This is a genomic window from Streptomyces sp. NPDC001493 (assembly GCF_053597235.1).
The window spans coordinates 115,580-138,599 of sequence record NZ_JBSFHV010000006.1; the positions used below are offsets into that span (position 1 = coordinate 115,580).

The following is a 23,020-nucleotide window of genomic DNA, read 5'->3' on the forward strand; positions in this document are numbered from 1 at the left end:
GCGCGCCGGGCGGGGCGCGTTGCTCCCGGCCGCCGGGTGCCCTGTCCGGTAATCGACACCCTGACTGTTCGTCACCGTACGATCTCTGGTAGTTGTGTCCCCGGGGTACGGGCACAGGCCCGTAGCGGGGCCTCATGTGCTCCGCGAGGGAGGATGCACATGAGCACGACCACACGCGAAGAGGTCCTCGCCGGGGAGCAGAAGGCCGTCGACCACGCGTACGACTGCTACACCACGCGGCTCGCCGAGATGACCGGCACGTCCGCCGCCACCGCCGCGGCGAGCACCAAGGACGGCATCGCCACCCGGATGGACGCGGAGGCGCGCGCCGAGGCGTACGGCGGCCTGGGGGACGAGGCGCTCGTCTTCTCGCGGGTCGACGCCCCGGAGGAGCCGGGGGGTGCGCCCCGTCCCTGGTACATCGGGCGGCGCGGCGTACGGGACGCCGAGAACGAGCCGGTCGTGCTGCTCTGGACCAGCCCGCTGGCGAAGAAGTGGGCGGACGCGCGTCCCGAGGACCCGGGGGAGGTGGAGCTCCGGCGCCAACTGCGGTGCGTGCGGCAGGTGGTGGAGGACTACTTCGACGACATCGCCCCGGCGTTCACGGCCGGTCCCGTACGGGAACCGGTGGGCGTCCCCGGACAGCGGGACGGACGGGACGCGCGGGACGGCCCGACGCACGACGGGGCTCCGGCGGAGGCGGAGGACGCGGCGGAGGCCGAGGGGTCACCGCTCGCGGATGAACCCGGCGACGGCGCGGTCCCGCCGGACGCCGTACCGCACGCCCCGTACGTCCCCCATGTCCCGGCTCCCCGGCGGAAGTTGCGCACACCCTCCGCCACGCCCGGCGACCTCGCGCGGGCCCTGCGGCGCAAGCCCGCGCAGCCGGACGAGTTCCTGCTCCGCGAGCTCCAGCGTTCGCGCGGCGGCCGGATGCGCGACATCGTCGAGACGATCCGCCGCGACCAGATGGACCTGGTCACCGGGTCGCCCTCGGACATCCTGGTCGTGCAGGGCGGGCCCGGTACCGGTAAGTCGGCGGTCGGCCTGCACCGGGTGACCTGGCTCGTCAGCAACGAGCACTTCAACGCCCGGGACGTCCTCGTCATCGGCCCCCACCAGCGGTTCCTGGAGTACGTCGGCGAGGTCCTGCCGACCCTCGGCACCCGGGACGTCAACGCCGTCCAGCTCTCCCGCCTCTGGGACGGCGAACTCCTCGGCACGGACAGCCCGCAGGCCCGCGCGGTGAAGGCCGACGAGCGCATGGCGGCGGTGCTGCGGCGGCGCGTCGAGCACGAGTGCCGCCCGGAGGCGATCGACGGCCAGCTCACCCCGCCGTCCTTCGAGGGCGACGAACCCGCGTTCACCGTCACCGCCGGGAGTGCGACCCTGCGCATCGCGGGTTCGGAGGTACGCTCCCTGCTCGCCGAGGCGCGGAGCGGCGAAGCGGCCTACCGCGAGCGCCGCGACCGTTTCCGCAGCCTGATCGTGGACCGGCTGCTGCGGGAGCTCACCGCCATCGCCCCGCGTCGCGGTGCGGACGGCACGATCCGCCGCAGCCTGGAACGCAACCGCCGGGTGGAGCGCCTCATCGACCGCGTCTGGCCCTCGCCGGGTGCCCGCGAGTCGCTGCGTACCCTCTACGACTCGCCCGAGCTGCTGCGCGCCTGCGCCGAGGACGTGCTGGGCGAGGACGAGCGGCGCGCACTGCACCGCCCGCGTGCGGCCCGTGCCGACGGCGACCCGTGGACCCTGGAGGACCGGGTCTGTCTGGAGGAGCTCCGGTACCTCATCGCCGGGGAGATCCCCCGCCGCTACGGCCACATCGTGGTGGACGAGGCCCAGGACCTCACCCCGATGCAGGCCCGCGCGCTGCGCCGCCGGGTCGCCCGGGGCGGTTCGATGACGGTGCTCGGTGACCTCGCCCAGGCCACCGGACCGGTGCCGTACACCGCCTGGGACCGCCTGGGCACGCTCCTCTCCGACCACGGCGACTGGCGGGTCGCGGAGTTGAACACGAGCTACCGCGTGCCCGCCGAGATCATGGAGTTCGTCGCCCCGCTGGCCCGCGTGGTCGCTCCCTCGCTGCCGTACCCGCGCGCGGTGCGCGAGGCGGGCGCCGACGCCGTACGCACCCTGTCGACCGAGCCCTGGAAGCTCCTCGACGACACGGTGGCCCAGGTCACCCGCCTGGTGGGCACCCATGACGGCCGCACCCTGCGGTCGGTGGCCGTCATCGTCCCCGACGACTCGCGCTGGCTGGAGGAGATCGGCGGCCGGCTCGACAGCAGCCCCGAGATCACCGGTCCGGGCCGCGCGGCGGTGTCCGTGCTGGCCGCCGCCCAGGCCAAGGGCATGGAGTACGACCACGTCCTGGTCCTCGAACCGGCCACCATCGCCGACACCGGCCCGGCCGGTCTGCGGCAGCTCTACATCGCCCTGACCCGCGCCACGCAGAGCCTGACCGTGCTGCACACCTCCCCGCTCCCGGAAGCCCTCACACGCACCGACGACACCACCGGCACGGGAGCGGCGCCGGGCACTCCGGCACCGGGTACGTCGGCACCGGACGTCTCCCCGGTCCGTACGGCCCCGGCGGGCGAGGTCCCCGAGATCGGCTCCGACATCCGGGTACGGGTCCTGGGCCCCGGCCCGGGAGGCCGCTACCGGGTCAAGGCGCTCGCCCCCGCCGTCGAGCGCCCGCTCGTCCTGACCGTCCGGCACGGTTCCGCACCACCGCGCCCCGGCCAGGAGCTGGACACCTGGGTCTTCGCCAACGAGACCGGCCACAGTGTGCTGACCGCCGACGAACGCGGCCGCCTGCCCATCTCCCCGAGAATGTCCGACCGTTACCTGGGCGCCGTCACCGTATTCGCAGAACTGCTGAGCCCCGAGGCCGACTTGGGGTCCGTACCGGACGCCCGGGCCCGCCTCTCCGAACTCCAGGGCATGGCCAACCGCATCCTCCGCCGCGACCAGGCGGACTGGGTGGACGTACGGCACGTCCTCGGCTCACCGGACCGGGACCGGCTGGGGGTACTGCGCGATCTCGCGGCGGGCACCAACCGCGCGCTCAAGGACGACACCCTGGACACCGCCCGCCTCTCCGCCGAACTCGGCGGATCCGGCTGGCTCGACGCCCTCGCGGAGGCGCGGGAGACGCTCCGTACGCGCGGGGCGGGAGCGTCCGGTGCTGGAGCGTCCGGTACCACGGACCACGCCGAAGAGCCCGTCACCGAGCCGGCCGCTGAGACCGACGTACCCGAGGCGGCCCCGGCCGGCCCCGCACCCCGGCCCGACCAGCCTCCCCAGAAGGAAAGCGACCCCGTGACCCCCGTGACGGCCACCGCCGAAGACGCCCCCGCCGCACCCGCTCCCGCCCCGGCTGCGGCCCCGGCTGCGGCCCCGGCGCCCCAAGAGGGCTTCCTCCAGGCGCTGGTGACCTCGGCAGCCGCCGACCGCACCGACAAGAAGCACGAGGCGGTCCGCCACCTGCTCATGTCGGCTCTCCTCTGGGCGGACATCCAGCCGACCGAGTCCGAGATCGTCGACGTCGGCTGCGTCACCGACCGGGGGCTCTTCCTCTACGAGGTCCTCGGCGCCGGCCGGGCCGGGTACGAGGACCTCCGCTCCGGGGCGACCCGCCTCCTGGAGATCAACCACACCCTGCCCGCTCCGGCCGCCGCCCGCTATCTGGTCCTCTGCGAACCGCCCGCCGAGGACTGGTCCGCCGACACCGTCCGCGACATCTTCGGCGTCCACGTCCTGTGGCGCACCCCCGACGGCTGGGGCGGTGAGGACACCGCGACCGCCCTGGGCTCCTTCGGCGCGTAGGGCGCGACCTCCAGCCGGACGCGTGCGGCCCGCTCCGGCACGGGCGGGCCGCACGCGTGGGACGGGCTTCAGACCGTGCAGCCGAGGGCCCTCTTCACCTTCGGCACGAAGTCGACGGTGAATGCCTCCAACGCCTTGCGGCGCCCGGCCACGTCGTCCTTCACCGCACCGTCGACAACCACGTACGCGATGAGGAAATCCGCAGCGGCACCGGAACAACCCGTACTCACCATCGAGTTGCTGTCACCCAGTGCGCCGACCCCTGCGAACGGCAGTTCTGCCATCTTCCTCCGGTTGGTGAACCGGAAGCTGTCCAGCTCGGCCATGGGATCGTATATCTGGTCCACCTTGTCGACTTCGAGGCTGATCACCAGCCTCCCATCCACCCGGATCGTGCACACCGCGCGGTTGATGGGGCCGGTGTCGACGACGGAGTCGCCCCGTACATCGATCTTCTCCCCGTCGAAGAGGAAGGGGGCGATCTTCTTCTCGTCGATGGACACGCCGCACGCTTCCTTGGGGACGGCGTACTCACGGCCTCCACCGCAGGCCGCAAGCGACAGGACGAGACCCGCGGTGAGCGTGCCGACCGCCCTTCGTGCTGCTCGTCTCATTGGATTCCCGCCACTCCCTTGGCCTTCTGATTTCCGTCGTTCGCAGCGGCCTCGATCTGCGAGTAGACGCCGTGCTGCCCGGAATATCCCTCGTGTGCCGAGTCCTCCGCCCAGCTCTGATTCTTCTGGTACCAGCAATCGGCAAGCGACTGGAGCTCTTTCGTGTGCAGCCCGTACGTCGTCGTGTGAGCGGATGCGGCATCCGCGTTGATCCGGTTCTGCTCGTCTTCGAGCATCTTCGACGTGACGACGTCCACCGCGCGCTGCGCCGGGTCTCCCCAGATGCCCAGGGTGGCGTTGGCGATACCACCGATGACGTGGTACCTCCCCGACTTCTCCCACGAGGCGTCGGCCAGGGCCTCGCCCTTGTCGGTGTTGGTCGCCTGGTAGCGGGCCTCCTCCAGGAACCCGACCGTGCGGCCCGCCCGGTCGAGACTGTCCTCGGGATGATCCGTCTCCGCGAAGATGTCGGCCACGATCGGCTGGTGCATGACCTGGTTGAGGATCTGGTAGTCGTCCTGGTTGCGCGAGATCTGAGTACTCACCGCCATCAACTGCCCCGAGTCCAGCTCGTTGTCGTTGAGCGGGCTGCTCATGGCCCGGTGGACCCAGTCGCCGTGGTTGCCCAGGGCGTACGCCATGCTGTCGCGCATCTCCGGCGGGAAGTCGTTGCCGGTACCGGCCAGGATGGACAGGCTGCGTTTCATCGCCTCCCGCTGTTCCGCCGTGTGTTCCTCGTACGTTCCCCCGGGCGTCTGCGGGTCGGACACGCCGGACACGGCGGCGAACATGGCCTTGCCTGCCGCGTCCCGGGCTTCGTTCCCCCCGTCCTTCAGCGGCGAGTCGTCGAAGTAGTGCCGGTCCTTGAGCACCCACTCCGCGTTGTCCTGCGGCTCCTTGGTGATGAAGAACTCCGTTGCGGCATCGCGGCTGTTGGCGAGGGCCGTCATGAGGCCGGTCATCGGGTCGCGGCCGAACTCGGCGTCGCCGATGAAGTTCATCCTGGGCATGAGCTGTCCGTTGCCCTGCCAGAATTTCTCAGGCAGCCTCAGCTCCTCCTCCTTGGCGACCAGCGCGTTGCCGTACCTGTTGAGGAACTGGTCGTCGTAGTCGCCGGCCCGCAGGAGGTTGCTCATCAGCTGGTAGCCGTAGAGGCTCCCCTGGCGCGTCGGGTAGACGTCACCGGAGAAGCGCACCATGTCGTTCTCCCACTGCCGCATGGCCGGGCTGTCCGACTGGGTCGCCCCGCCCAGGACGATGCCCAGGTTCCGCTGGAACGAGCCGAGTTGGTCGAGCTCCGTCCTGGTCAGCTCGTCCGGGTTGTCCGGGCTGGAGAGGTCGGCCCAGAACTCAAGCATCTTCTTCGGCCCCACCTGGGTGGCGAACTCCTCCTGGAACAACGGGTCGTTCCCGTAGGAGGCGAGCAGCCCGTTCAGCCTCTGGAACTCCTCGGGCGACATCTCGTCACCGTTCTCCTTGAGGATCCTGGCCGCCTCTTCCGCCTTGCGGATCGCGTCGATCGCCGAGTCACGGTCCTCGTACGCGGCCCCGGAGAACCCGAACTCCGCCTGGTCCACCAGAGCCCGCAGGACGGTCGACGCGGTGGTGTCGCTCTCCGACGCCCGGCCCATGATCACCTGTACGTCGTCCCGCAGTTGGTCGGCATCCTGCTGGGAGTGGTCCGGGACGTCATGACCCGCCGCCGCCCGGTCCGGGTGGATGAGCATCGTCACGGTGAAGCCGCCGCCACCGGTGGAGGTCACCGTGAGGTTCTTCAGACGGCCCCGCTCCAGGGCCTGGTCGAGCTGCTGCCTGTACCCCACCAGTTCGTCGTGGGTGTCCTGGAGAATGTCGTGGATGCTCTTCGCCTGCGTGTGCGCGTCGGCGAACTCACCCGCCGTCTTGGTGATGAACTCCCGCGAGACGGTGGCATTCACACCGGCCCAGTCCGCCTTGTCCGCCTTCGCCTTCAGATCGTCCCTGGCCTGCGCCTCCAGGGTGTCGAGCTTCTCCACCACCCCCTGCCAGGCGGTCACGCACTCCCCGAGCCGGCCGAAGTCGGCCTGGCGCAACGACTCGAAGTCCATCAGCGCCGCGTCCTCTCGGTGAACCCGTCGTCCAGCGTCGCGATGCTGCTCACGACGCCGTAGACGTAGGTCTCGTCACCCGCGTGCGCGTTCCGCGTGAAGTCCATGTGGTTGGAGATGTGCGCACAGGCGTCCAGGAGGGTCTTCAGCTGCTGCTCCCAGCGCTCCTGCACATGGTCGAGAGCGCCGCCCAGGGAGAAGCCCTGGGTACTCATGCTCCTCGCCGCCTCCTGGCTGACGGACCAGGCGTCGCGGCCGTGGTTGCCGAGGTCTCCGAAGAGCCGGTACGCGGCGTCACCGACGGCCGCCAGATCCCGCTGGTCGACCTTGAGATCACCCTGCGGAGCGGCGGCCCCGCCGCCCTCGTCCGGTAATCGATTGAGCCGCATCGCCGTGGAGTGCCGGTCCAGCGCCTCCGTTTTGAGCTTCTCCCACTCGTCCCAGGCCATCGGGCCCTCCCCCGCGAACGTGTTCAGTGCATCGAAGTAAGCACGTTAGGCACCTCGAACACGTCACGCCCCGTTCGCCCGTCCTTCTTGACGCCCCTCTGTCGCGCGCCTGAGGAAGCACCGCACGAAGAGCCCGATCGAGCACGTCGTCCGGCGCGTCATGGGGCGCGTCATCGGGTGTGCGCGATCCGGCGGCTACGCGTACGGCCCCACGCGAAAGATCATGAGCAGCATCACCACTCCGATGAACACGATGCCCACGGTCCTCAGCGCACGGCCGACGCGGTTGTGCGGGTTGCACTCCCAGTGGGACCCGAACTTGCTTCGCCTGAAGACGGGTTCATGCTTGTCGAAGTGAGGCATGACGCGACGGTATTGCTGCGCGCGGCGAGCGGGAAGTGGACGATCCGGCAGCCATGAGGCGTCTTTCGTTGCCCTTGCCTCACCCGGCGCCGGCCCCGCGTTCCCGGTCCGGTCGGCCCCGGCGGCGCATCCCCCCTTCCCCCCGGAGGAGCAACGCACCGTGACCGGCCCGGCGTGCGGGCGTTCTACCGGTCGCCAGGCTTTTCGGAATTCGACGAACCGCTCGTCCCCTGATGAGGACGCCGGCGCGAGGTGGGAGCGAGACACGTGCGACAGAAGTACTGCGACCGTTGTGAGTTGCTCATCGGACCGGGCTGCTCCTGCCCACCCGACGGCTCCCTGCCGAGGGAACGCCCCGTCGCCCCGCCCCGGCAGGAGTGGCGGACCTTCCCCGCCGACACGATCCTCATCTCACCGCGGCGGTACGCGCACCTTCCCGGAGCGTGCGCCCATCTGACCGAGGAGCTGGTGACCGCCCCGCGCTGGGGCTGGATCCCCGCGCCGCCGGCCGGGCTCTGGGACCGGCTGAGCAGCAGCTGCCCGGCGACCGCGACCGAGGGGAACACGGACCGCCAGGCGATCCGGCGGTGCGAGGAGTGCGAGGCCGCGGTGGGGTGAACGCACCCTCCCAAGTCCGTGCACCTTCAGGGCGGTTCAGCGGTCGACGGCGGGCGCCACGTACACCCGCAGCCCGGCCGTCCGGTGCGGGGTCCAGGACCGGGCGTAGCCGGGCGGTCCGCCGCCCGGGGCCAGGAGCACGGCGGTGGGCATGCGTTCGGCGGTCCGCCGGATGCCTGCCGTCGTGGTGTTGGCGTCGTGGCCGCCGGCCGCCGCGGAGGAGCAGCCCGCGTAGAAGGCGATCGGGACGTACTCCTTGCCGGTGACCAGGCAGGGCGGCCGGACGCCCAGCCGGTGCAGCCCGTCGGCGATGTCGGCCCACTCCTGCCGGGCGGCCGTGGTGCGCCGCACGGTGTTGTGCAGGACCACGAGCTGCGCGGTCAGGTGCCCGGCCAGGACGAGGACCAGCAGGGTCACGGTCAGCGGCCGGCCCAGCCGCCCCGGCACCCGTACCGCGTGCACCAGGAGTCCGGCGACCGGCACGGCGAGCAGCGCGTAGGCGGGCATCAGGAAGCGGGGTGCCGCGTAGCCGATCAGGAAGAGGTACGGGAAGGCCGCCGAGGCGGCGCAGGCCAGCGGTACGAGCGTGACGGCCGGGCGGCCCGCGCGGACGGCGGCCCTGACCGCGAGGGCGGCGAGCAGCGGCAGGGCGAACCACCAGAGTGTCTCCGCGACGGGGGGAACCGCACCGGCGCACGGCCGGCACAGGGTGCGTCCGCCGAGTGCGCGCAGTTGGTCCACCACCGCGATGTTCCAGCCGAGGCCGCCCTGGATACGGGACGCGTCGGCCAGGCGCTGCGCGAGCCCTCCGTAGGCGGCGTACGCCTCGACCACCCACGCGGCGGCCCCGGCCGCCAGTCCGCAGCCCAGCGCCACCAGCAGGGCCGGGCGGCGCCATTGCCGTACGCACACCAGCAGCACGAGCAGGGGCAGGACCGCCCACACCGCGTCCATGGGCCGCATCAAGGCCATCAGGGCCGCGCTCAGGCCGACGCCCCAGAGGGCCGCGCGGTCGGAGCGGTCCGCGCGGGTGCGCAGGAAGCAGCCCGTACCGGCCAGGGCGCCGACGGCGACCCAGTAGTTGGGCATGGCCTGCGGACCGTAGAAGAGCGTCACCCACAGGGTGGCGAACAGGGCGCCCGCGGTCGCGAGCACCCGCGCGGGGAGGACGCCCCGCCAGGCGCGGAGCGCGAGGAAGAGGCCGAGGCCGGACAGGACGGCCAGGTAGACCCGGAGCAACGCGGTCGACGAGGTCCAGGCTGCGACCGGCGCCACCAGCAGCGGGACGCCTCGGGCCCGTGGGGCGCTGAAGAACGAGGCGGGAGCGTGGCCCGCGACCTGGCTGACGTAGACCGACTCGTCCCAGCCGAGGCCCATCCCCGGTCGTACGAGGAGGAGTTGGGCCAGCGTGAACGCGGCGGCCACGACGGCGACCGCCACCGCGCCCCGGGGCCGGCCGGACCGGCGGTCCGACCGGGGCAGGCGGGACGGCCGGGCGGAACGGGCGGCGGCGACCGGGGGGACCGCGTCGGCCCGCGGGACCGAGCCGCTCGGGCCGGCCGTCGTGACCCGCGCGCCGTCCGTGGTCTGCGGACCGTTGCTCATCGCTCTCCTCCAGAACCCTGCGGGCTGTGGGTTCCGGCGAACCTCCGGAACTCCGCCCGAGAATCCCCCACCCGCCGTGAGGTTTCAGCCGTGGCCGACGCGGGTCCGCAGGGATGAGCCGAAAGGCGTAACGCCGCTCCGCACGTCGGCTCACGAGCCGCCCCGGGTACGCGTGGGCAGAGCCGGCAGGTACCCGTCCGGGTCCCGCACGGTCACACCCCCCGGCATCGCGATCCGCGGCGTGCACGTACGGCACCCGGCCGGACGGGCACACGGAGTGGGCAGCGACGCGCTCTCCCAGCTCGGCTCCGAGCTCACGGCCGACGACTCGGCGGACACCACGGGAATGCCCGACGCCGTGACGACCGACGCGGACGGCAACCTGAACGCCTCCGAAACCTCGTCCGGGACGGTCACCACTGTCTCCACCCACGCCCAGTACGCCGCCGACATCTCCGGCGGCGGCACCGCCACTTGGGCCCGCGCCCACTCGAACTCCGCGCACAACTACGGCAATGACTGCACGAACTTCGCATCCAAGTCCCTCAACGGCGGAGGCGGCATGGACAAGAAGTGGGGGTCCCGGCTCGACCGCCACAAGGACGACTACTGGTGGCGCAACACGAACTACTCGTACTGGAAGCAGTCCGACTCCTGGTCCATGGCCTACCACCTGGCGAATTTCATCAGTCGTCAGGCCACCGACTCCTGGCACACCAACAAGGGGCAGGTCCACCTCGGGGACATCGTCTTCTACAACTGGAACGACAAGGGCGACGATCACCCCAACGGATTCAAGGGGATCAGCCATGCCTCCGTGGTCACCAAGATCGACTCGCACGGCAACATCTACATCAGCCAGCACAGCACCAACCGGAAGAACTACCCGCTGACCAGTCAGCGCAAGCAGCACCCGCACATGAGCACCTGGATCGTGACCCCCTTCCCGTGGTACGAGTGAGAGGCTGCCCACCATGACTGACTCCGTGGCCGTTGCCCGCCGCCCGGCACGATGGCTGCCGCCGGTCGTGGCGGAGGCCGCCCTGGCCCTGTTCGTCGCGTTCTCCTTCCACTCCGACTCCACCAGCAGCGCGTGCGACTTCGCGGCCCAGGACCAGGCCACCCTGGTCACGTACCTCCTCCTGGGCTCGCTTCCGGTCACATGGGCACTCCTCGCGCCGAGAAGCATCCGGCTCCGCCGGATCGGCTGGACAGCGACCGCCCTGCGGTTCCTGTTCACGGGAGCCGTCGGCCTCCTCATGCTCGTGGGCGGGGGCACCAGCCTCTGCTGACACCTCACGCGCCATGACAGCGGGAGCGGCTCGCGCCTTCGGTGCGGGCCGCTCCAACCAGGGGCGCCCGCCAACTCTCCTTCCGGGCGCCCCCGCTCACCGACACCCACGACCACCGCTCATCGGTCGCACGTCACCGACGGGCCGAGCCGGCCGGTGGTCCCGAGAACCTCTGGCCTGCCGCCCCGCTACCCACCGTCACACACGTCCTCCGCCCACGCCCTCACCGCGCCGAGCGGGGGCACCCCGAACAGGAGGCCGGGGCCGCCCTCGCCCCGGCAGCCCGGCCGCCCACGGGCCGCCCCGAACTTCCCCGACCGCACCCGCCGGACCCCGGCGGACCCCGGCGGATGCGGCGTTACATTCACCACACGAGAAACAAAGTTCCCACACTCCTACACACGTTCGACAACTCTTGGCCGTGCACCGCACTTATGCCTGGGGAGCCACCTGGCGACCGTCGAACTCTGAGTGGAGTCCACTGTGATCGACCTGCGGGTTCTGGGACCGGTACGGGCGTTGGCCGGAGAAAGCGATCTCGACATCGGACACGCGCGGCAGCGCAGCCTGCTGGCCATGCTGCTGGTGGATGTGAACAACGTGGTGCCGAGCAACCGGCTCGCCGAGTTCGTGTGGGACGACTACCCGCCACGCAAGACGCGCAACACGCTCGCCGGGTACGCGACCCGGTTGCGCAAGGTCCTGGCCTCCGCGCCGGGACGTCCTGCGCTGCTGTCCCAGGCCGGTGGATACGTGCTGCGGGTCGACCCGACGGCCGTGGACCTGTACCGGTTCCGTTCCCGCGCCTCCCGGGCCGCCACGGTCCGGGACGACGAAGAGCGCTGCCGGCTCCTGCGGTCGGCGCTCGCGCAGTGGTCCGGCGCCGCGCTGGGCGACCTGCTGGGCACCCACGTCGAAGCGCTGCGCACGACCCTGGACGGCGAGCGGCAGGCCGTCCTGCTGGACTACTTCGACGCCCAGCTGGGACTCGGCCGGCCCCACGAGATCCTCGACCAGCTCCAGCGGATGACCGAGGAACGTCCGTACGACGAGGAGCTGGCGCTCCGGCTGGTCCTGGCCCACCGGGACATCGGAAACCCGGCCGCCGCTCTGCGGACGTACGAGGCGGCACGGGAGCGACTGGCCAGCGAGTTGTCGACGCGTCCCGGCGAGGCGCTGCGCAACGCCGGTGAACGGCTGCTGAACCCGGAACGGCAGCCGGAGAGCCGGGGCAACACCCGCTCCGTCGCCACGCGGGCCCTCGACAGGCTGCACATGCCCCGGTTCGCCGGGTACTTCGCGGGCCGGGAGCATGAACTGCACCAGCTGGACGTGCTGTTGACCCCTCAGCCATCAGCCGTCGGAACCGCCGCGACCACTGCCACCACCGCGCCGCGGGGCAGCAACCTCGCCGTGATCAGCGGCATGGCCGGGGCCGGGAAGACGACGCTGGCGCTGCAATGGGCGCAGCAGGTCCAGGCGTTCTTCCCCGACGGGCAGTTCTTCGTGACGTTACGGGGATACGAGCCGCATCTCCCGCCCCTCGAACCGGTCGAGGCGCTCGCCCAGGCGCTGCTCGCGCTGGGGCTGCCGGCCGCCGACATCCCGTTCGGCCTCGGCGAACGGGCCGCCCTGTACCGGACGTTGCTCGTCACCCGCCGGGTGCTGATCGTGCTGGACGACGCGGCGGGGCCCGACCAGGTGCGCCACCTGCTGCCGCCCAGTGTCGACGGCAGCGCGGTCGTGGTGACCTGCCGGGAGCGGATGCCGGGGCTGACCGCGGCCTACTACGCCGGTGAGGTGCTGCTGGACGCGCTGGACACCCCATCGGCGCTCGCGCTGCTGGCTTCGCTGGTCGGCAGCGCCCGCGTGGCGAGCGAGCCGGAGGCGGCGGCCGGCATCGTACGGGCCTCCGGGCGGCTTCCGCTGACCGTGCGGCTCAGCGGCGCCTACGCCGCGAACCACCCCGACGAGCGGCTGGACCAGGTGCTCGCACGGGTTCCTACCGGCAGCAGCCCGGACACGCGTGGGGCGATGGACCTGTCGTACGGCAAGTTGAGGGCGCACCAGCGGCAGCTGTTCAGACAGCTGGGCGTCCTTCCGGGTACCGAGTTCGGGCGGGACACGGTGGCGGCGCTGGCGGACGGGTCGTTCGCCCTGCTGGAGGAGCACATCGACGCGCTGGTGCGGGCCAACCTGCTGTCCGAGTACGCCCCGCGCCGGTACCGCATGCACACCATGGTCAAGGAGTACGCGGTCGGGCGCGCGTCCGACGAGGACCCGTGGGCGGTGCGCCGGGACGTCCTGCTGCGGCTTCTGGAGTGGTACCGGCAGTCGGTGGAGCGGATCAGCAGCGCCGGCCGCATCCAGATGTCGGAGGTGCACCGGGGCGAGGGCGCCGTCTCCCCGGCAGGTCCGCCGCCGCCGGAACCGGACCCCGTGGGGACCGGCCCGGACGGCCCCGGCCGCCCGGACAGCGGCGGTGGCGACGGCGACGGCGACGGCGAGGACGTCATGGCCTGGCTGGACCGGGAGAAGGCCAATCTCTGCGCCGCCATCACGCTCGCGTCCGAGGTCGGTCTCGGTCCTGCGAGCTGGCGGCTGGCCGACACGATGGTCGGCTACATCCGGCTGCATCCGGGCGGCGACGACTGGACGGCGGCCGTGGAGGCGGCGCAGAGCGCAGCCGCCAAGCTGGGGAACGAGCGGGCGAATACGGCGATGCTGCTCAACCTCGCGGACTCGCGGTACCGCAAGGGCCGGTACTCCAGCGAGCAGAAGCTTGCCCGGGAGGCGCTCACCATCAGCCGGGACGCGTCGTGGCAGGCGGGGGAGGCACTCTCCCTGGCGGTTCTCGGCCGGTCGTACTGGTCGGTCGGGGCGATCGGGCTGGCGAACCGGTACCTGGGCGCCGCGCTGCACATCCACGAGAGCCTCGGCGACCTGGCGGGGCAGGCCAACGCCGTGGGCCGGCTGGCCCGCAACGCCTACGACGCGGGCGACCCGGTGTCCGCCCTGCGCGGCTTCCGCAGCTCCCTCGAACTGGCGGAGCGGGCGGGCTCCCGGTTCGGGCAGATCCGTCTGCCCGTCTACATCGCCCTGTCGCTGCGCCAGCTGGGGCAGTACGCCGAGGCCGACCAGTGGTGCGAACTGGCGATTCGCACAAGCCGTGACATGGACTTCCTCGAGGGCGTGGCCATGGCGCTGACCTGCCGGGCGGCGCTCTTCAGCGACCTCGGGGAACACACCCGCGCGGTGATCGCCGCGCGGGAGGCGCATGTCGCCATCCCGTACCTGTCGGACCCCCGCATCGAGGCGGACTGCCTGATCCGGCTGGGCGTGGTCGAGGCCGCCGCCGAGCACACGGACGTGGCCATGCGCAGCTTCGGCAAGGCGCGGCTGCTCGCGGACCGGGTCAACTACCGGCAGGGCTCGGCGCGTGCCCAGGCCGCGAGCGCGGAGACGTACATACGGCTCGGCCTGTACGAGGAGGCGCTGGCAGCCGGCCGGCGCACCAGGCGGGTCCTCCAGGAATGCGACATGCGCCTGGTCACGGCGCAGTTGCTCGTCCTGGAGGCGGACTGCGCACTGGCGTCCGGGCGGTGCGCGGCTGCCATCACCAGGTACCGCAAGGCTTCCGCGCTGTACCGGGCGGCGGGCCACCGCCTGGGTGAGGTGAGGGCCCTGCTGTCCTGGGGCCGCGCCGCCGACACCGTACCGGGGCACGGCCGCCCGGACCGGCCCTGGCACCGGGCGCTGCGGCTGGCCGAACCCCTCGCCGTCCCGGAGGCGGACACCCTGCGGACCCTGCTGGGCACGGGGCGCGGGTGACACTCAGACGCGCACCACCGTCCCGGCGTACGTGAGGCCGGCCCCGAAGCCGATCAGTACCGCCAGGTCGCCCTTCCGCAGGGCCCCGGAGGTGCGCAAGCGGTCGAGGGCGAGGGGGATGGACGCCGCCGAGGTGTTCCCCTGGTCCACGATGTCGCGGGCCACGGCGACCTCGGCGGGGAAGCCCACGCTCTCCGTGACCGCCTCGATGATGCGCAGGTTCGCCTGGTGCGGGACGAACGCCTGGACGTCGCCGGGTCCGAGACCGGAGCGGTCCAGCACCTCCCGTACCAGACCGGGCAGTTGCGTCACCGCCCAACGGAAGACCGAGGAGCCCTGCATGCGGATGACGGGCCCGCCGTACTCCGGCTCCTCCCGTACGGTGATCGCCTCGCGCAGTCCGGGATCGGTGCCCCACACCACGGGCCCGATGCCCGGCTCCGTACCGCGTCCCACCACGGCCGCGCCCGCCCCGTCCGAGAACAGGAAGGCGGTGGAGCGGTCCTGCGGGTCGAGGATGTCCGACATCCGCTCCACTCCGACGATCAGGCAGGTGCGGGCCTGCCCCGTCGCGACGGACGCGGACGCCATGGCGAGCCCCACGGCGAATCCGGCACAGGCGGCGGCGACCTGCCAGGCGGGACCCGGTACGCCGAGGCGGCGGCCTATCTCCGCGGCGAGCGCGTTCGCCGCCGCCCCGGTGCCCGCCCCGCCGATGTCCGACATGGTGGCGACCAGTACCTGGTCGACCTCGTCCGGTGCGATGCCGGCGTCGGCGAGCGCCTTCCCCGCGGCGGCGGCCCCCATCTCCGCCAGCGTCTCGTCAGGACCGGCGAAGCAGCGTGTCCGGATGCCGCTGCGGCGCTGGATCCAGTCGGGTGACGAGTCCAGGGTGCGGCAGATCTCCTCGTTGGTGACGATCCGTCGGGGCCGGTAGCCCCCGATGCCGAGCAGAACCGCATGGTGACGGTCCGGCCCGGGGACGTGCGCGGCGTGCGTGGTGTTCACACGGGACTCCTGTCGTCGCTCGCAACTGCGTCCTTGCCTGCTCCTTACTCCTTCGAAGGGGTTACGCGCCGGACGGCTCCACCCCGCGTGACAACGCGAAGACCGCTTGCGGGGTTGCCACTTGACAGTCACATACTGATGGTATGTACTCACATACTCACGGAATGTTAATTGGAAGGATCGACAGGTGACCTCAGTACCGCTTGCGTCTCGCGCCGAGCCGTCGAGTGCGGGGAAGACACTGCTGCTCACGTCGGCAGCCACGTTCATGGCCTTCCTCGACACGACGATCGTCAATGTGGCCTTCCCGGCCCTGCGCGCGGACTTCCCCGAGGAGTCCGTCACCGACCTGACCTGGGTGGTGACCAGTTACGGCATCCTGTTCGCCGCCCTGCTGACCCCGGCCGGGCGCTTCGCCGACATCCTGGGCCGGCGGAAGCTGTTCCTGTGGTCGGTCGGGCTGTTCACCCTGGCGTCCCTCGCCTGCGCCCTCGCGCCGAACGTGGAACTCCTCATCGCCGCCCGTGCGGTCCAGGGCATCGGCGCGGCCGGCATGATCCCCTCCGCACTCGGACTCGTCCTCTCCGAGACGCCCGCGGAGAAGCGTTCCGAGGCCATCGGCATCTGGGGAGCGGCCGGTTCCCTGGCCGCCGCCGCCGGACCCGCGCTGGGCGGTCTGCTGGTCAGTGAGATCGACTGGCGCGTGGTGTTCTTCCTGAACATCCCGATCGGCCTGTTCGTGGTCTACGGCGCCACGAGCCTGCCCAAGCGCGCGGCGGAGCCGACCAAGCTTCCCGACCTGCTCGGCACGGCCACCATCACCCTGGGCATCGCCGGTGTCGTCATCGGCCTCACCAAGGCCGGCGACTGGGGCTGGGACGCGGCCAGGACGTGGATCTGGATCGGCGCCGGTCTCCTCCTCATGGCCTTCTCGCTCCAGCGCTCCGGCAAGCACCCCGCCCCGGCCGTGGAGACCGGGCTGTGGCGTACACCGATGTTCGCGGCGGCCAACCTCACCGCCTTCCTGCTGGGTGCCGGCCTGTTCGTCTGGTTCCTCTCCGGGCCGCTGTACCTCACCACGATCTGGCACTACTCCGTGCTCAAGGCCGGTCTCGCCGTCACCCCGGGCGCGGTGCTCTCCGCGGTCGCCGCCATCACGATCGGCCGCCGCCTGAAGCCCGAGAAGCAGCGTCCGGTGGTCATCGTGGCCGCCGTCGTCTTCCTCGTGCTGAGCATCTGGGCGTACACCGGCCTCGGCTCCGACCGGGAGTTCCTGGCCCTGTGGCTGCCGTACGGCGCACTCGGCGGCGCGGTGATCGGTGCCGCGCTCACCAGCGTGACGACCGCGGCGTCCATCTCCGTGCACCCGCTGAAGTTCGCCACCGGCACCGGTATGGCCACCACCGCACGGCAGTTCGGCGGCCTGGTCGGTGTCGCCGGGATGGCGGCGGTGTTCGCCGCGGGTGACCTGAGCACGCCGCAGCCGTACCTCAACGCCTTCCTGCTCGCGGGCATCTTCATCGCCGCGTCCGGGGTGCCGGCGTTCTGGATGTTCACCAAGAAGTCGATGGCGCAGATCGCCGAGACCCAGGCGCAGATCCAGGCCTACATGCGGGCACAGGCCGAGGCCGCCGCCAAGGCCGCCGCCGCCGAGTCGGGCACGCCGTCCGCCGAAGGCGTCCCCGCTCCGGACCGCGGCTGACCAGACGCTCCACCCCGAGCTCCGACCGCGGTTCCATCCCCCGTGGCCGCGGCCGGCCCCGGCGGGGCCGTGGATCCCCAGGATCCGCGGCCCCGCTTCGTGCCCGCCCCGCTTCGTTCCGGGCCCGCTTCGTGCCCGCCCCGCCGAGAATTCCACGATCGCCACGAGGGGGTGGGGCCGTAGGCCCGTAATACAGGACGAGAGCCCATCGGTTCGATTAGGGGAATTGATGAACACAGTCCTGGACTGGCTGGACTCCCCCGCGACGGAGCGTGGAATCCACTACTACCGAAACGGCGACTGGCACCTGCGCACCTACGCGGACATCGCCTCCGCGGCCCGCCGCACAGCCGCCTACCTGCACAGCAACGGCGTCACCAAGGGCGTCGTGTCCTTGCTGATCGAGGAGCCCGAGACCTTCGTCCCGGCGTTCCTCGGCACCATGTACGCGGGGGCCACACCGTCCCCGATCGCCTCACCCGTCACGTTCGGGGGGCACGAAGCCTTCGCCGAGCACGCCGCCGCCGTCCTCGGCGCCGCCACTCCGGCCGCGGTGCTGACCGACGCCCACCTCGCCCCGCTCGCCGCCGCGGCCTGCGCGAAGGCGGGGACGGGCGCGCCTCTCGTGCTGCCCGACCCGGCCGGGCTGCCCGCCGCCGACGACCTGGCCCCCCGCACGGCGGAACTCGCCCTGCTGCAGTTCACGTCCGGATCCAGCGGCACCCCGAAGGGGGTCCGGGTCACCGGCGACAACCTCACGGCCAACGTCCGCGCCATCCACCAATGGCTCGGGGTGACGCCCGAGGACTCCTGCTCGTCCTGGCTTCCGCTCTACCACGACATGGGTCTCATCGGGACGTTCCTCGGGTCCGTCGTGGCCCAGATCGACCTGTGGCTGATGAGCCCCGTCGACTTCATCCGCTCCCCGGCCCGCTGGCTCGACTGCCACGGCCGGCACGGGGTGACCATCACCACCGCGCCCAACTTCGGCTACGGGTACGCGAACTCGCGGGTGCGCGACGAGGAGCTGACGGGCACCGACTTCTCCACCTGGCGGGTCGCGATGAGCGGCGCCGAGCGCGTGGACGCCCGGGTGGTCGCCGACTTCACGGCGAAGCTCGCCCCGTACGGCTTCGACTCCCGTGCCCTGACGCCCTGTTACGGCATGGCGGAGACGACGCTCGCCGTCACCGGCGTCCGCCCCGGCCGCGGAGCGCGCATCGTCAGGCCGTCCGGCCCGCTGGAGACCGGGGCACCGGTGACCGTCGTCGGCTCGGGCACGCTCGGCGTCGACCGCCCCGAGGACCCGGCCGGCTGGATCGCCTCCTGCGGCACGCCGGTTCCCGAGACCTCCGTCGACGTCGTCGACGAAGACGGGGTCCTGCTGCCCGACGGCACGTTCGGGGAGATCCGGGTCAGGGGAACGTCCGTGGCCGACGGCTACACCTCGCCCGACCCCGCGGCCAGTGCGCCCTTCGGGGACGACGGACTGCGTACCGGTGACGCCGGGTTCCTGCTCGACGGCGAGCTGTACGTGATCGGGCGGATCGGCGACAGCATCAAGGTCCGCGGCCGCAAGGTGCACGCCGAGGACCTGGAGGCGGCCCTCACCTCCGCCCCCGGCGTACCGCCGGGACGCTGCGCGGTGGCGCTCGGCACCCGCGGCGGGCGACCGGGAGCGGTGATCGTCGTGGAGGTCGCGGGCGACGGCTGGCTGGGCGCCGTGACCGGCGTACTGCGCTCCGCCCTGGACGCCTCGGTCTCCGTGACCGTGGTGCGGGCCCGGCGCGGCACCATCCCGCGGACCTCCAGCGGCAAACCGCGCCGCCGGCTGCTCTGGCGCCAGGCCGGGGAGAACGCGATCGCCGGCGACGTACTGCACAGCACACACAGCGACGACCGACCGACGGAACAGACCGCACCGGTACTGGATGGGGCAGCCACATGAGCGTCACGACCACCGGGCTCGTACTCGACGTCACCGAGACAGCCCCCGAGACCAACGCCGAGAAGCGCGGACGGCTCGCGAACTCGGCCGATCTCTACCGCCGTTGGGAGCGCCAGCAGTGGGCCGTCGCCCAGGTCGACCCCGCGCGGGACTGGGAGACCTGGCAGGCACTCACCCCCTTCTCACGCGCCCAGATGCTCGGCTCGCTGGGCGAGCTGGAGGTCGGTGAGGTCACGGTGACGCACACGCTGGGAACGCTGATCGACGCGCCGCCCACCGAGGACGACCGGATCTTCCTCTGCACCCAGCTGGCCGACGAGGCACGCCACGTGCGGTTCTTCCAGACCTATCTGGAAGAGGGCTGCCGGACGAGTCTCGACGCGGTCGAGGAGGGCGCCGACTACGCGGAGGTGTTCACCCCCGAGCTGACCCGGGTGACCGACGCGGTGCGGGCCGACCACGCGGACCGCGAGTCCTGGTACCGGGCGCTCGTCTACTACCACCTGATCACCGAGGGCGTGCTCGCCGCGACGGCCCTGCGCACCACCCGCTTCCTCGCCCGCCGGCTGAAGCTGGAGGCACTGGAGGAGGGCCTCACCAACGTCACCCGCGACGAGTCGCGGCACGTCTCCTTCGGCCTGCGGGCCGCGCAGGACGGGGTCGCCGAAGGATTCGCCCAGGTGGTCGGCGACGCGCACTTCGAATCGCTCGGCGTGGCCGCCTGGGTCCTCATCGGCCCCTCCCGGCACAACCCGGTGCCCGCGCTCCGTGCGGCCCTGCTCAGCCGCGCCGCCCAGCTCCAGGGCAGCGTCGACATCGCCCGCGAACGGCTGGTGAAGCAGCTGCGGCTGGTGGGCCTGCCGGACCTGTCCGAGAAGGCCGGCGCGTCCTGGGACGTCGCGGTGGAAACCGCCCTCGACGCCTACGCGGAGCGCTGGGACGCACCCCACCCGATCCGCGCGGCCGCCCGCTGAGCGACGTCCGACCCCCCACATCCGAAGAAGACAGCGAAAAGGGACCTCAAAAACATGGACACCAGCAACAGCACCAGCAACAGCAACAGCAACAGCACGCTGCGCGCACAGGTTCGGAAGATCGTCGGCGAGATGAGCCCGCTCGGGGCCCGCGAGGCGCGGTCCGAGGACCGCCTCGTCGAGGAACTCGGCTACGACTCGCTCGCCGTCATCGAGCTCTCCCTGCGCATAGAGCAGGAGTTCCCGCTCGCCGACCTCGGCACGAACACCACGCCCGACATCTCCACGGTGAAGGACATCGAGGACTTCGTCGATCACCAGCAGGTGGCGAAGAGCGACGCCGCCTGATCCACCCGCCCTCCCAGAGAAGGACGCACGAGACGATGACGACACACGATCTCCGCACCGAGGCGGACGACCCGCTGACGCTCTCGCACGACGAGTCCGTACAGCTGCTGCGGGGAGCCCCGTGGCAGCGGCTCGCCGTGATGGGCGACAGTTTCGCCGCCGGCCTCGGCGACCCCAGCGAGGGGTACGCGCATGTGCCGTGGCCGCAGCGGATCCAGGCCGCCCTCGGTTCCGGGAAGCCCGACTTCGCCTACCTGAACACCGGCGTCATGGGCAAGCGGTCCGGTGCCGTGCGGGAGGAGCAGCTGGAGCAGGTCCTCGCGTTCAAGCCGGACCTGGTCAGCGTGGCGGCGGGAGGCAACAACCTGTTCGACGTCAAGCCCGACCTGGACGGTGTCGAGGCCGACCTGGACGCCATGTACACGGCGCTGCGGTCCCAGGGTGCGGACATCTTCGCGTTCACCGTGGCCAACGTCTTCGACGCGGTTCCGGAACTGGCGGAATTCAGAGACCGTACGGCCGCCCTCAACGACCGCATCCGCTCGGTGGCGCAGCGCCACGACGCCGTGCTGATCGAGATGTGGACCCACCCCGTACGGCTTCGCCCCCGTCTGATGAGCGCCGACGGCATCCACTTCGCGATGGAGGGGCACGCCGCCCTCGCCGCGGAGGTCGTCAAGGCCCTCGGGGAGCGGGCGGCGCGCGGCTCGGAGACGTGATGGCGGCGGACCGAACCGTACGGCACGTCGTGATCGGCGCGGGCTCGGCCGGCTGTGTACTGGCCGACCGGCTCAGCGCCGACGGCGACGGGCAGGTGCTGCTCATCGAGGCGGGCGGCCCGGACCGGCGCGCCGAGATCAGCATCCCGGCCGCGTTTCCCGCCCTGTTCGGCACGTCGGCCGACTGGGGTTACCGGACGACCCCTCAGCCGGGTCTCGACGGGCGCAGCCTGAACTGGCCGCGTGGCCGCACGCTGGGCGGATCGTCCTCGCTCAACGCCCAGATCTGGACCCGCGGGCACCGTGCGGACTTCGACGGCTGGGCCGAGGACGACGGGTGCACGGGCTGGTCGGCCGACGAGGTGCTGCCGTACTTCGCGCGGGCCGAGGACCGGTCGGGTACGGGCGCCTACGGCTCCGGGGGGCCGATCCGTATCGAGGACCTGCGCGATCCCAGCCCCGCCACCGCCGAGTTCCTGGGCGCCTGCGCGGAGGCGGGGCTGCCCGCCCTCGACGACGGGAATCCGCTGGAGCCCGAGGGCGTCGGCCCGGTGCGGACCACCCAGCGCGGGGGACGGCGGTGGAGCGCGGCCGACGGCTACCTGAGGCCCGCGCTGCGGCGCGAGAACCTCACCGTCGTCACGGACGCCCACGTCGAGCGCGTCCTCATCGAGGACGGCCGCGCGGTCGGCGTCGCCTACACGACCGCCGACGGTCCTGCCGAGGTGCGGGCCGAAGGCGAGGTGATCCTCGCGGCGGGCGCGATCGGCTCCCCGCAGCTGCTGATGCTCTCGGGCGTGGGCGACGCGGACGAGCTGCGGCGGCACGGCATCACCGTGCGGGCGCACTCCCCGCGGGTCGGGCGTGGCCTCGCCGACCACCTCTACGTCCCGCTGGCGTTCGAGGCGCACGGCAGGGTGACCCCCGGGGTCACCGACCAGCAGGGCGAGATCGCCGAGTTCCTGCGCGGCCGGCGCGGGCGGCTCACGTCCAACCTCGCGGAGGCCGTCGGGTTCCTGCGCAGCGATCCCGCACTTGCCGCACCGGACCTGGAATTCGTGTGGATGCTGGTGCCCTCCCTCGACCAGGGCCGACAGTCACGGACACACGGCGTCACCCTGGGCGTGGTGCTGCTGCGGCCCCGCAGCCACGGCACCGTACGCCTCGCGTCCGCCGACCCGGCGGCGCACCCGGTGATCGATCCGCGCTACCTGTCCGATCCGGAAGGCGACGACCTGCGGGTGCTGGCCGAGGGGATGAGCCGGGCCCGCGAGGTCCTCACCCGACCCTCGCTGGCCGAGCGCCTCGGGGCGGCCCTGACACCGGGGGCCCTGGACCCGGACCCCGGCACGGCGCACGCCCTGGCCCGGGCCCACGCGGAAACCCTGTACCACCCGGTCGGCACCTGCGGCATGGGGGCGGACCCCGAGTCCGTACTCGATCCCCGGCTGAGGGTGCGGGGCGTGGCGGGGCTGCGCGTCGTCGACGCCTCCGCGCTGCCGTCCCTGCCGCGCGGCCACACCCACGCCCCCACCGTGATGCTCGCGGAGCGCGCGGCCGAGCTGATCCTCGCCGACGCCGCGCCGCGCCGTGTCGGTGCCCTGTCGCACCGCTGATCCGCCGCCCCA

17 protein-coding genes are annotated in these 23,020 nt (G+C 72.1%); 11 read left to right on the plus strand and 6 right to left on the minus strand.

What is annotated here, in order from left to right:
* The first annotated feature begins 159 nt into the window (after window positions 1-159).
* Window positions 160-3,834, plus strand: a complete 3,675-nt coding sequence (locus tag ACWCWD_RS11600; protein WP_450772100.1) for an AAA family ATPase — start codon at window positions 160-162, stop codon at window positions 3,832-3,834.
* A gap of 68 nt (window positions 3,835-3,902) precedes the next feature.
* Here ACWCWD_RS11600 and ACWCWD_RS11605 read toward each other — a convergent pair whose 3' ends face one another.
* The 4 genes from ACWCWD_RS11605 to ACWCWD_RS11620 form a co-directional block, all read right to left on the minus strand.
* The gene (locus tag ACWCWD_RS11605) at window positions 3,903-4,337 is read right to left on the minus strand and encodes a hypothetical protein (protein WP_450772102.1); all 435 of its coding nucleotides are present in this window, start codon (window positions 4,335-4,337) and stop codon (window positions 3,903-3,905) included.
* 107 nt (window positions 4,338-4,444) lie between these two features.
* Window positions 4,445-6,535: a hypothetical protein gene (locus ACWCWD_RS11610; RefSeq protein ID WP_450772103.1), complete on the minus strand. Its 2,091-nt coding sequence runs from the start codon at window positions 6,533-6,535 to the stop codon at window positions 4,445-4,447.
* Window positions 6,535-6,984, minus strand: a complete 450-nt coding sequence (locus ACWCWD_RS11615; protein WP_450772104.1) for a hypothetical protein — start codon at window positions 6,982-6,984, stop codon at window positions 6,535-6,537. The genes ACWCWD_RS11610 and ACWCWD_RS11615 overlap by 1 nt, the downstream gene beginning before the upstream one ends.
* Before the next feature lie 195 nt (window positions 6,985-7,179).
* Entirely contained in the window at window positions 7,180-7,347 is a 168-nt protein-coding gene (locus ACWCWD_RS11620) for a hypothetical protein (protein WP_450772105.1), read from the minus strand.
* 297 nt (window positions 7,348-7,644) lie between these two features.
* Here ACWCWD_RS11620 and ACWCWD_RS11625 point away from each other — a divergent pair, with 297 nt between their 5' ends.
* A complete protein-coding gene (locus ACWCWD_RS11625) occupies window positions 7,645-7,965 on the plus strand; it encodes a hypothetical protein (RefSeq protein WP_450772107.1) in 321 nt (106 codons plus the stop codon).
* Window positions 7,966-8,001: 36 nt separating this feature from the next.
* Here ACWCWD_RS11625 and ACWCWD_RS11630 read toward each other — a convergent pair whose 3' ends face one another.
* A complete protein-coding gene (locus tag ACWCWD_RS11630; protein ID WP_450772108.1) occupies window positions 8,002-9,570 on the minus strand; it encodes a hypothetical protein in 1,569 nt (522 codons plus the stop codon).
* A 241-nt stretch (window positions 9,571-9,811) separates the two neighbouring features.
* Between ACWCWD_RS11630 and ACWCWD_RS11635 the strand changes: the two genes are divergently transcribed.
* From ACWCWD_RS11635 to ACWCWD_RS11645, 3 genes are all read left to right on the plus strand, one after another.
* Window positions 9,812-10,531 carry an amidase domain-containing protein gene (locus ACWCWD_RS11635; RefSeq protein ID WP_450772110.1) on the plus strand — a complete coding sequence of 240 codons (720 nt, stop codon included), beginning with the start codon at window positions 9,812-9,814 and terminating at the stop codon, window positions 10,529-10,531.
* Between the two features lie 13 nt (window positions 10,532-10,544).
* The gene (locus ACWCWD_RS11640; protein WP_450772111.1) at window positions 10,545-10,862 is read left to right on the plus strand and encodes a hypothetical protein; all 318 of its coding nucleotides are present in this window, start codon (window positions 10,545-10,547) and stop codon (window positions 10,860-10,862) included.
* 483 nt (window positions 10,863-11,345) lie between these two features.
* Window positions 11,346-14,693: a BTAD domain-containing putative transcriptional regulator gene (locus ACWCWD_RS11645; RefSeq protein WP_450772113.1), complete on the plus strand. Its 3,348-nt coding sequence runs from the start codon at window positions 11,346-11,348 to the stop codon at window positions 14,691-14,693.
* A gap of 3 nt (window positions 14,694-14,696) precedes the next feature.
* On the opposite strand, the gene ACWCWD_RS11650 is transcribed toward ACWCWD_RS11645, so the two are convergent.
* Window positions 14,697-15,701, minus strand: coding sequence for a beta-ketoacyl-ACP synthase 3 (locus ACWCWD_RS11650; protein WP_450772115.1), 1,005 nt, complete (start codon window positions 15,699-15,701; stop codon window positions 14,697-14,699).
* A 187-nt stretch (window positions 15,702-15,888) separates the two neighbouring features.
* Here ACWCWD_RS11650 and ACWCWD_RS11655 point away from each other — a divergent pair, with 187 nt between their 5' ends.
* The 6 genes from ACWCWD_RS11655 to ACWCWD_RS11680 all read left to right on the plus strand — a co-directional run bounded on the left by ACWCWD_RS11655 (window position 15,889) and on the right by ACWCWD_RS11680 (window position 23,008).
* Entirely contained in the window at window positions 15,889-17,403 is a 1,515-nt protein-coding gene (locus ACWCWD_RS11655) for a DHA2 family efflux MFS transporter permease subunit (protein ID WP_450772117.1), read from the plus strand.
* A gap of 229 nt (window positions 17,404-17,632) precedes the next feature.
* The gene (locus tag ACWCWD_RS11660) at window positions 17,633-19,351 is read left to right on the plus strand and encodes an AMP-binding protein (protein ID WP_450772119.1); all 1,719 of its coding nucleotides are present in this window, start codon (window positions 17,633-17,635) and stop codon (window positions 19,349-19,351) included.
* The gene (locus ACWCWD_RS11665) at window positions 19,348-20,325 is read left to right on the plus strand and encodes a ribonucleotide-diphosphate reductase subunit beta (RefSeq protein ID WP_450772120.1); all 978 of its coding nucleotides are present in this window, start codon (window positions 19,348-19,350) and stop codon (window positions 20,323-20,325) included. Before ACWCWD_RS11660 ends, ACWCWD_RS11665 begins: the two co-directional genes overlap by 4 nt.
* 54 nt (window positions 20,326-20,379) lie before the next feature.
* Entirely contained in the window at window positions 20,380-20,673 is a 294-nt protein-coding gene (locus tag ACWCWD_RS11670) for an acyl carrier protein (RefSeq protein WP_450772122.1), read from the plus strand.
* A 35-nt stretch (window positions 20,674-20,708) separates the two neighbouring features.
* Complete coding sequence (locus ACWCWD_RS11675; protein ID WP_450772124.1) at window positions 20,709-21,392, plus strand: SGNH/GDSL hydrolase family protein; 684 nt, start codon at window positions 20,709-20,711, stop codon at window positions 21,390-21,392.
* Window positions 21,392-23,008, plus strand: coding sequence for a GMC family oxidoreductase (locus tag ACWCWD_RS11680; RefSeq protein ID WP_450772126.1), 1,617 nt, complete (start codon window positions 21,392-21,394; stop codon window positions 23,006-23,008). Before ACWCWD_RS11675 ends, ACWCWD_RS11680 begins: the two co-directional genes overlap by 1 nt.
* Window positions 23,009-23,020 lie beyond the last annotated feature (12 nt).

What these genes read in the sequence shown, in the direction of transcription:
- ACWCWD_RS11600 (WP_450772100.1), top strand. Translation starts at nt 160, where the DNA reads ATGAGCACGACCACACGCGAAGAGGTCCTCGCCGGGGAGCAGAAGGCC.
- ACWCWD_RS11610 (WP_450772103.1), bottom strand. Translation starts at nt 6,535, where the DNA reads ATGGACTTCGAGTCGTTGCGCCAGGCCGACTTCGGCCGGCTCGGGGAG.
- ACWCWD_RS11615 (WP_450772104.1), bottom strand. Translation starts at nt 6,984, where the DNA reads ATGGCCTGGGACGAGTGGGAGAAGCTCAAAACGGAGGCGCTGGACCGG.
- ACWCWD_RS11620 (WP_450772105.1), bottom strand. Translation starts at nt 7,347, where the DNA reads ATGCCTCACTTCGACAAGCATGAACCCGTCTTCAGGCGAAGCAAGTTC.
- ACWCWD_RS11630 (WP_450772108.1), bottom strand. Translation starts at nt 9,570, where the DNA reads ATGAGCAACGGTCCGCAGACCACGGACGGCGCGCGGGTCACGACGGCC.
- ACWCWD_RS11640 (WP_450772111.1), top strand. Translation starts at nt 10,545, where the DNA reads ATGACTGACTCCGTGGCCGTTGCCCGCCGCCCGGCACGATGGCTGCCG.
- ACWCWD_RS11660 (WP_450772119.1), top strand. Translation starts at nt 17,633, where the DNA reads ATGAACACAGTCCTGGACTGGCTGGACTCCCCCGCGACGGAGCGTGGA.
- ACWCWD_RS11665 (WP_450772120.1), top strand. Translation starts at nt 19,348, where the DNA reads ATGAGCGTCACGACCACCGGGCTCGTACTCGACGTCACCGAGACAGCC.
- ACWCWD_RS11670 (WP_450772122.1), top strand. Translation starts at nt 20,380, where the DNA reads ATGGACACCAGCAACAGCACCAGCAACAGCAACAGCAACAGCACGCTG.
- ACWCWD_RS11675 (WP_450772124.1), top strand. Translation starts at nt 20,709, where the DNA reads ATGACGACACACGATCTCCGCACCGAGGCGGACGACCCGCTGACGCTC.
- ACWCWD_RS11680 (WP_450772126.1), top strand. Translation starts at nt 21,392, where the DNA reads ATGGCGGCGGACCGAACCGTACGGCACGTCGTGATCGGCGCGGGCTCG.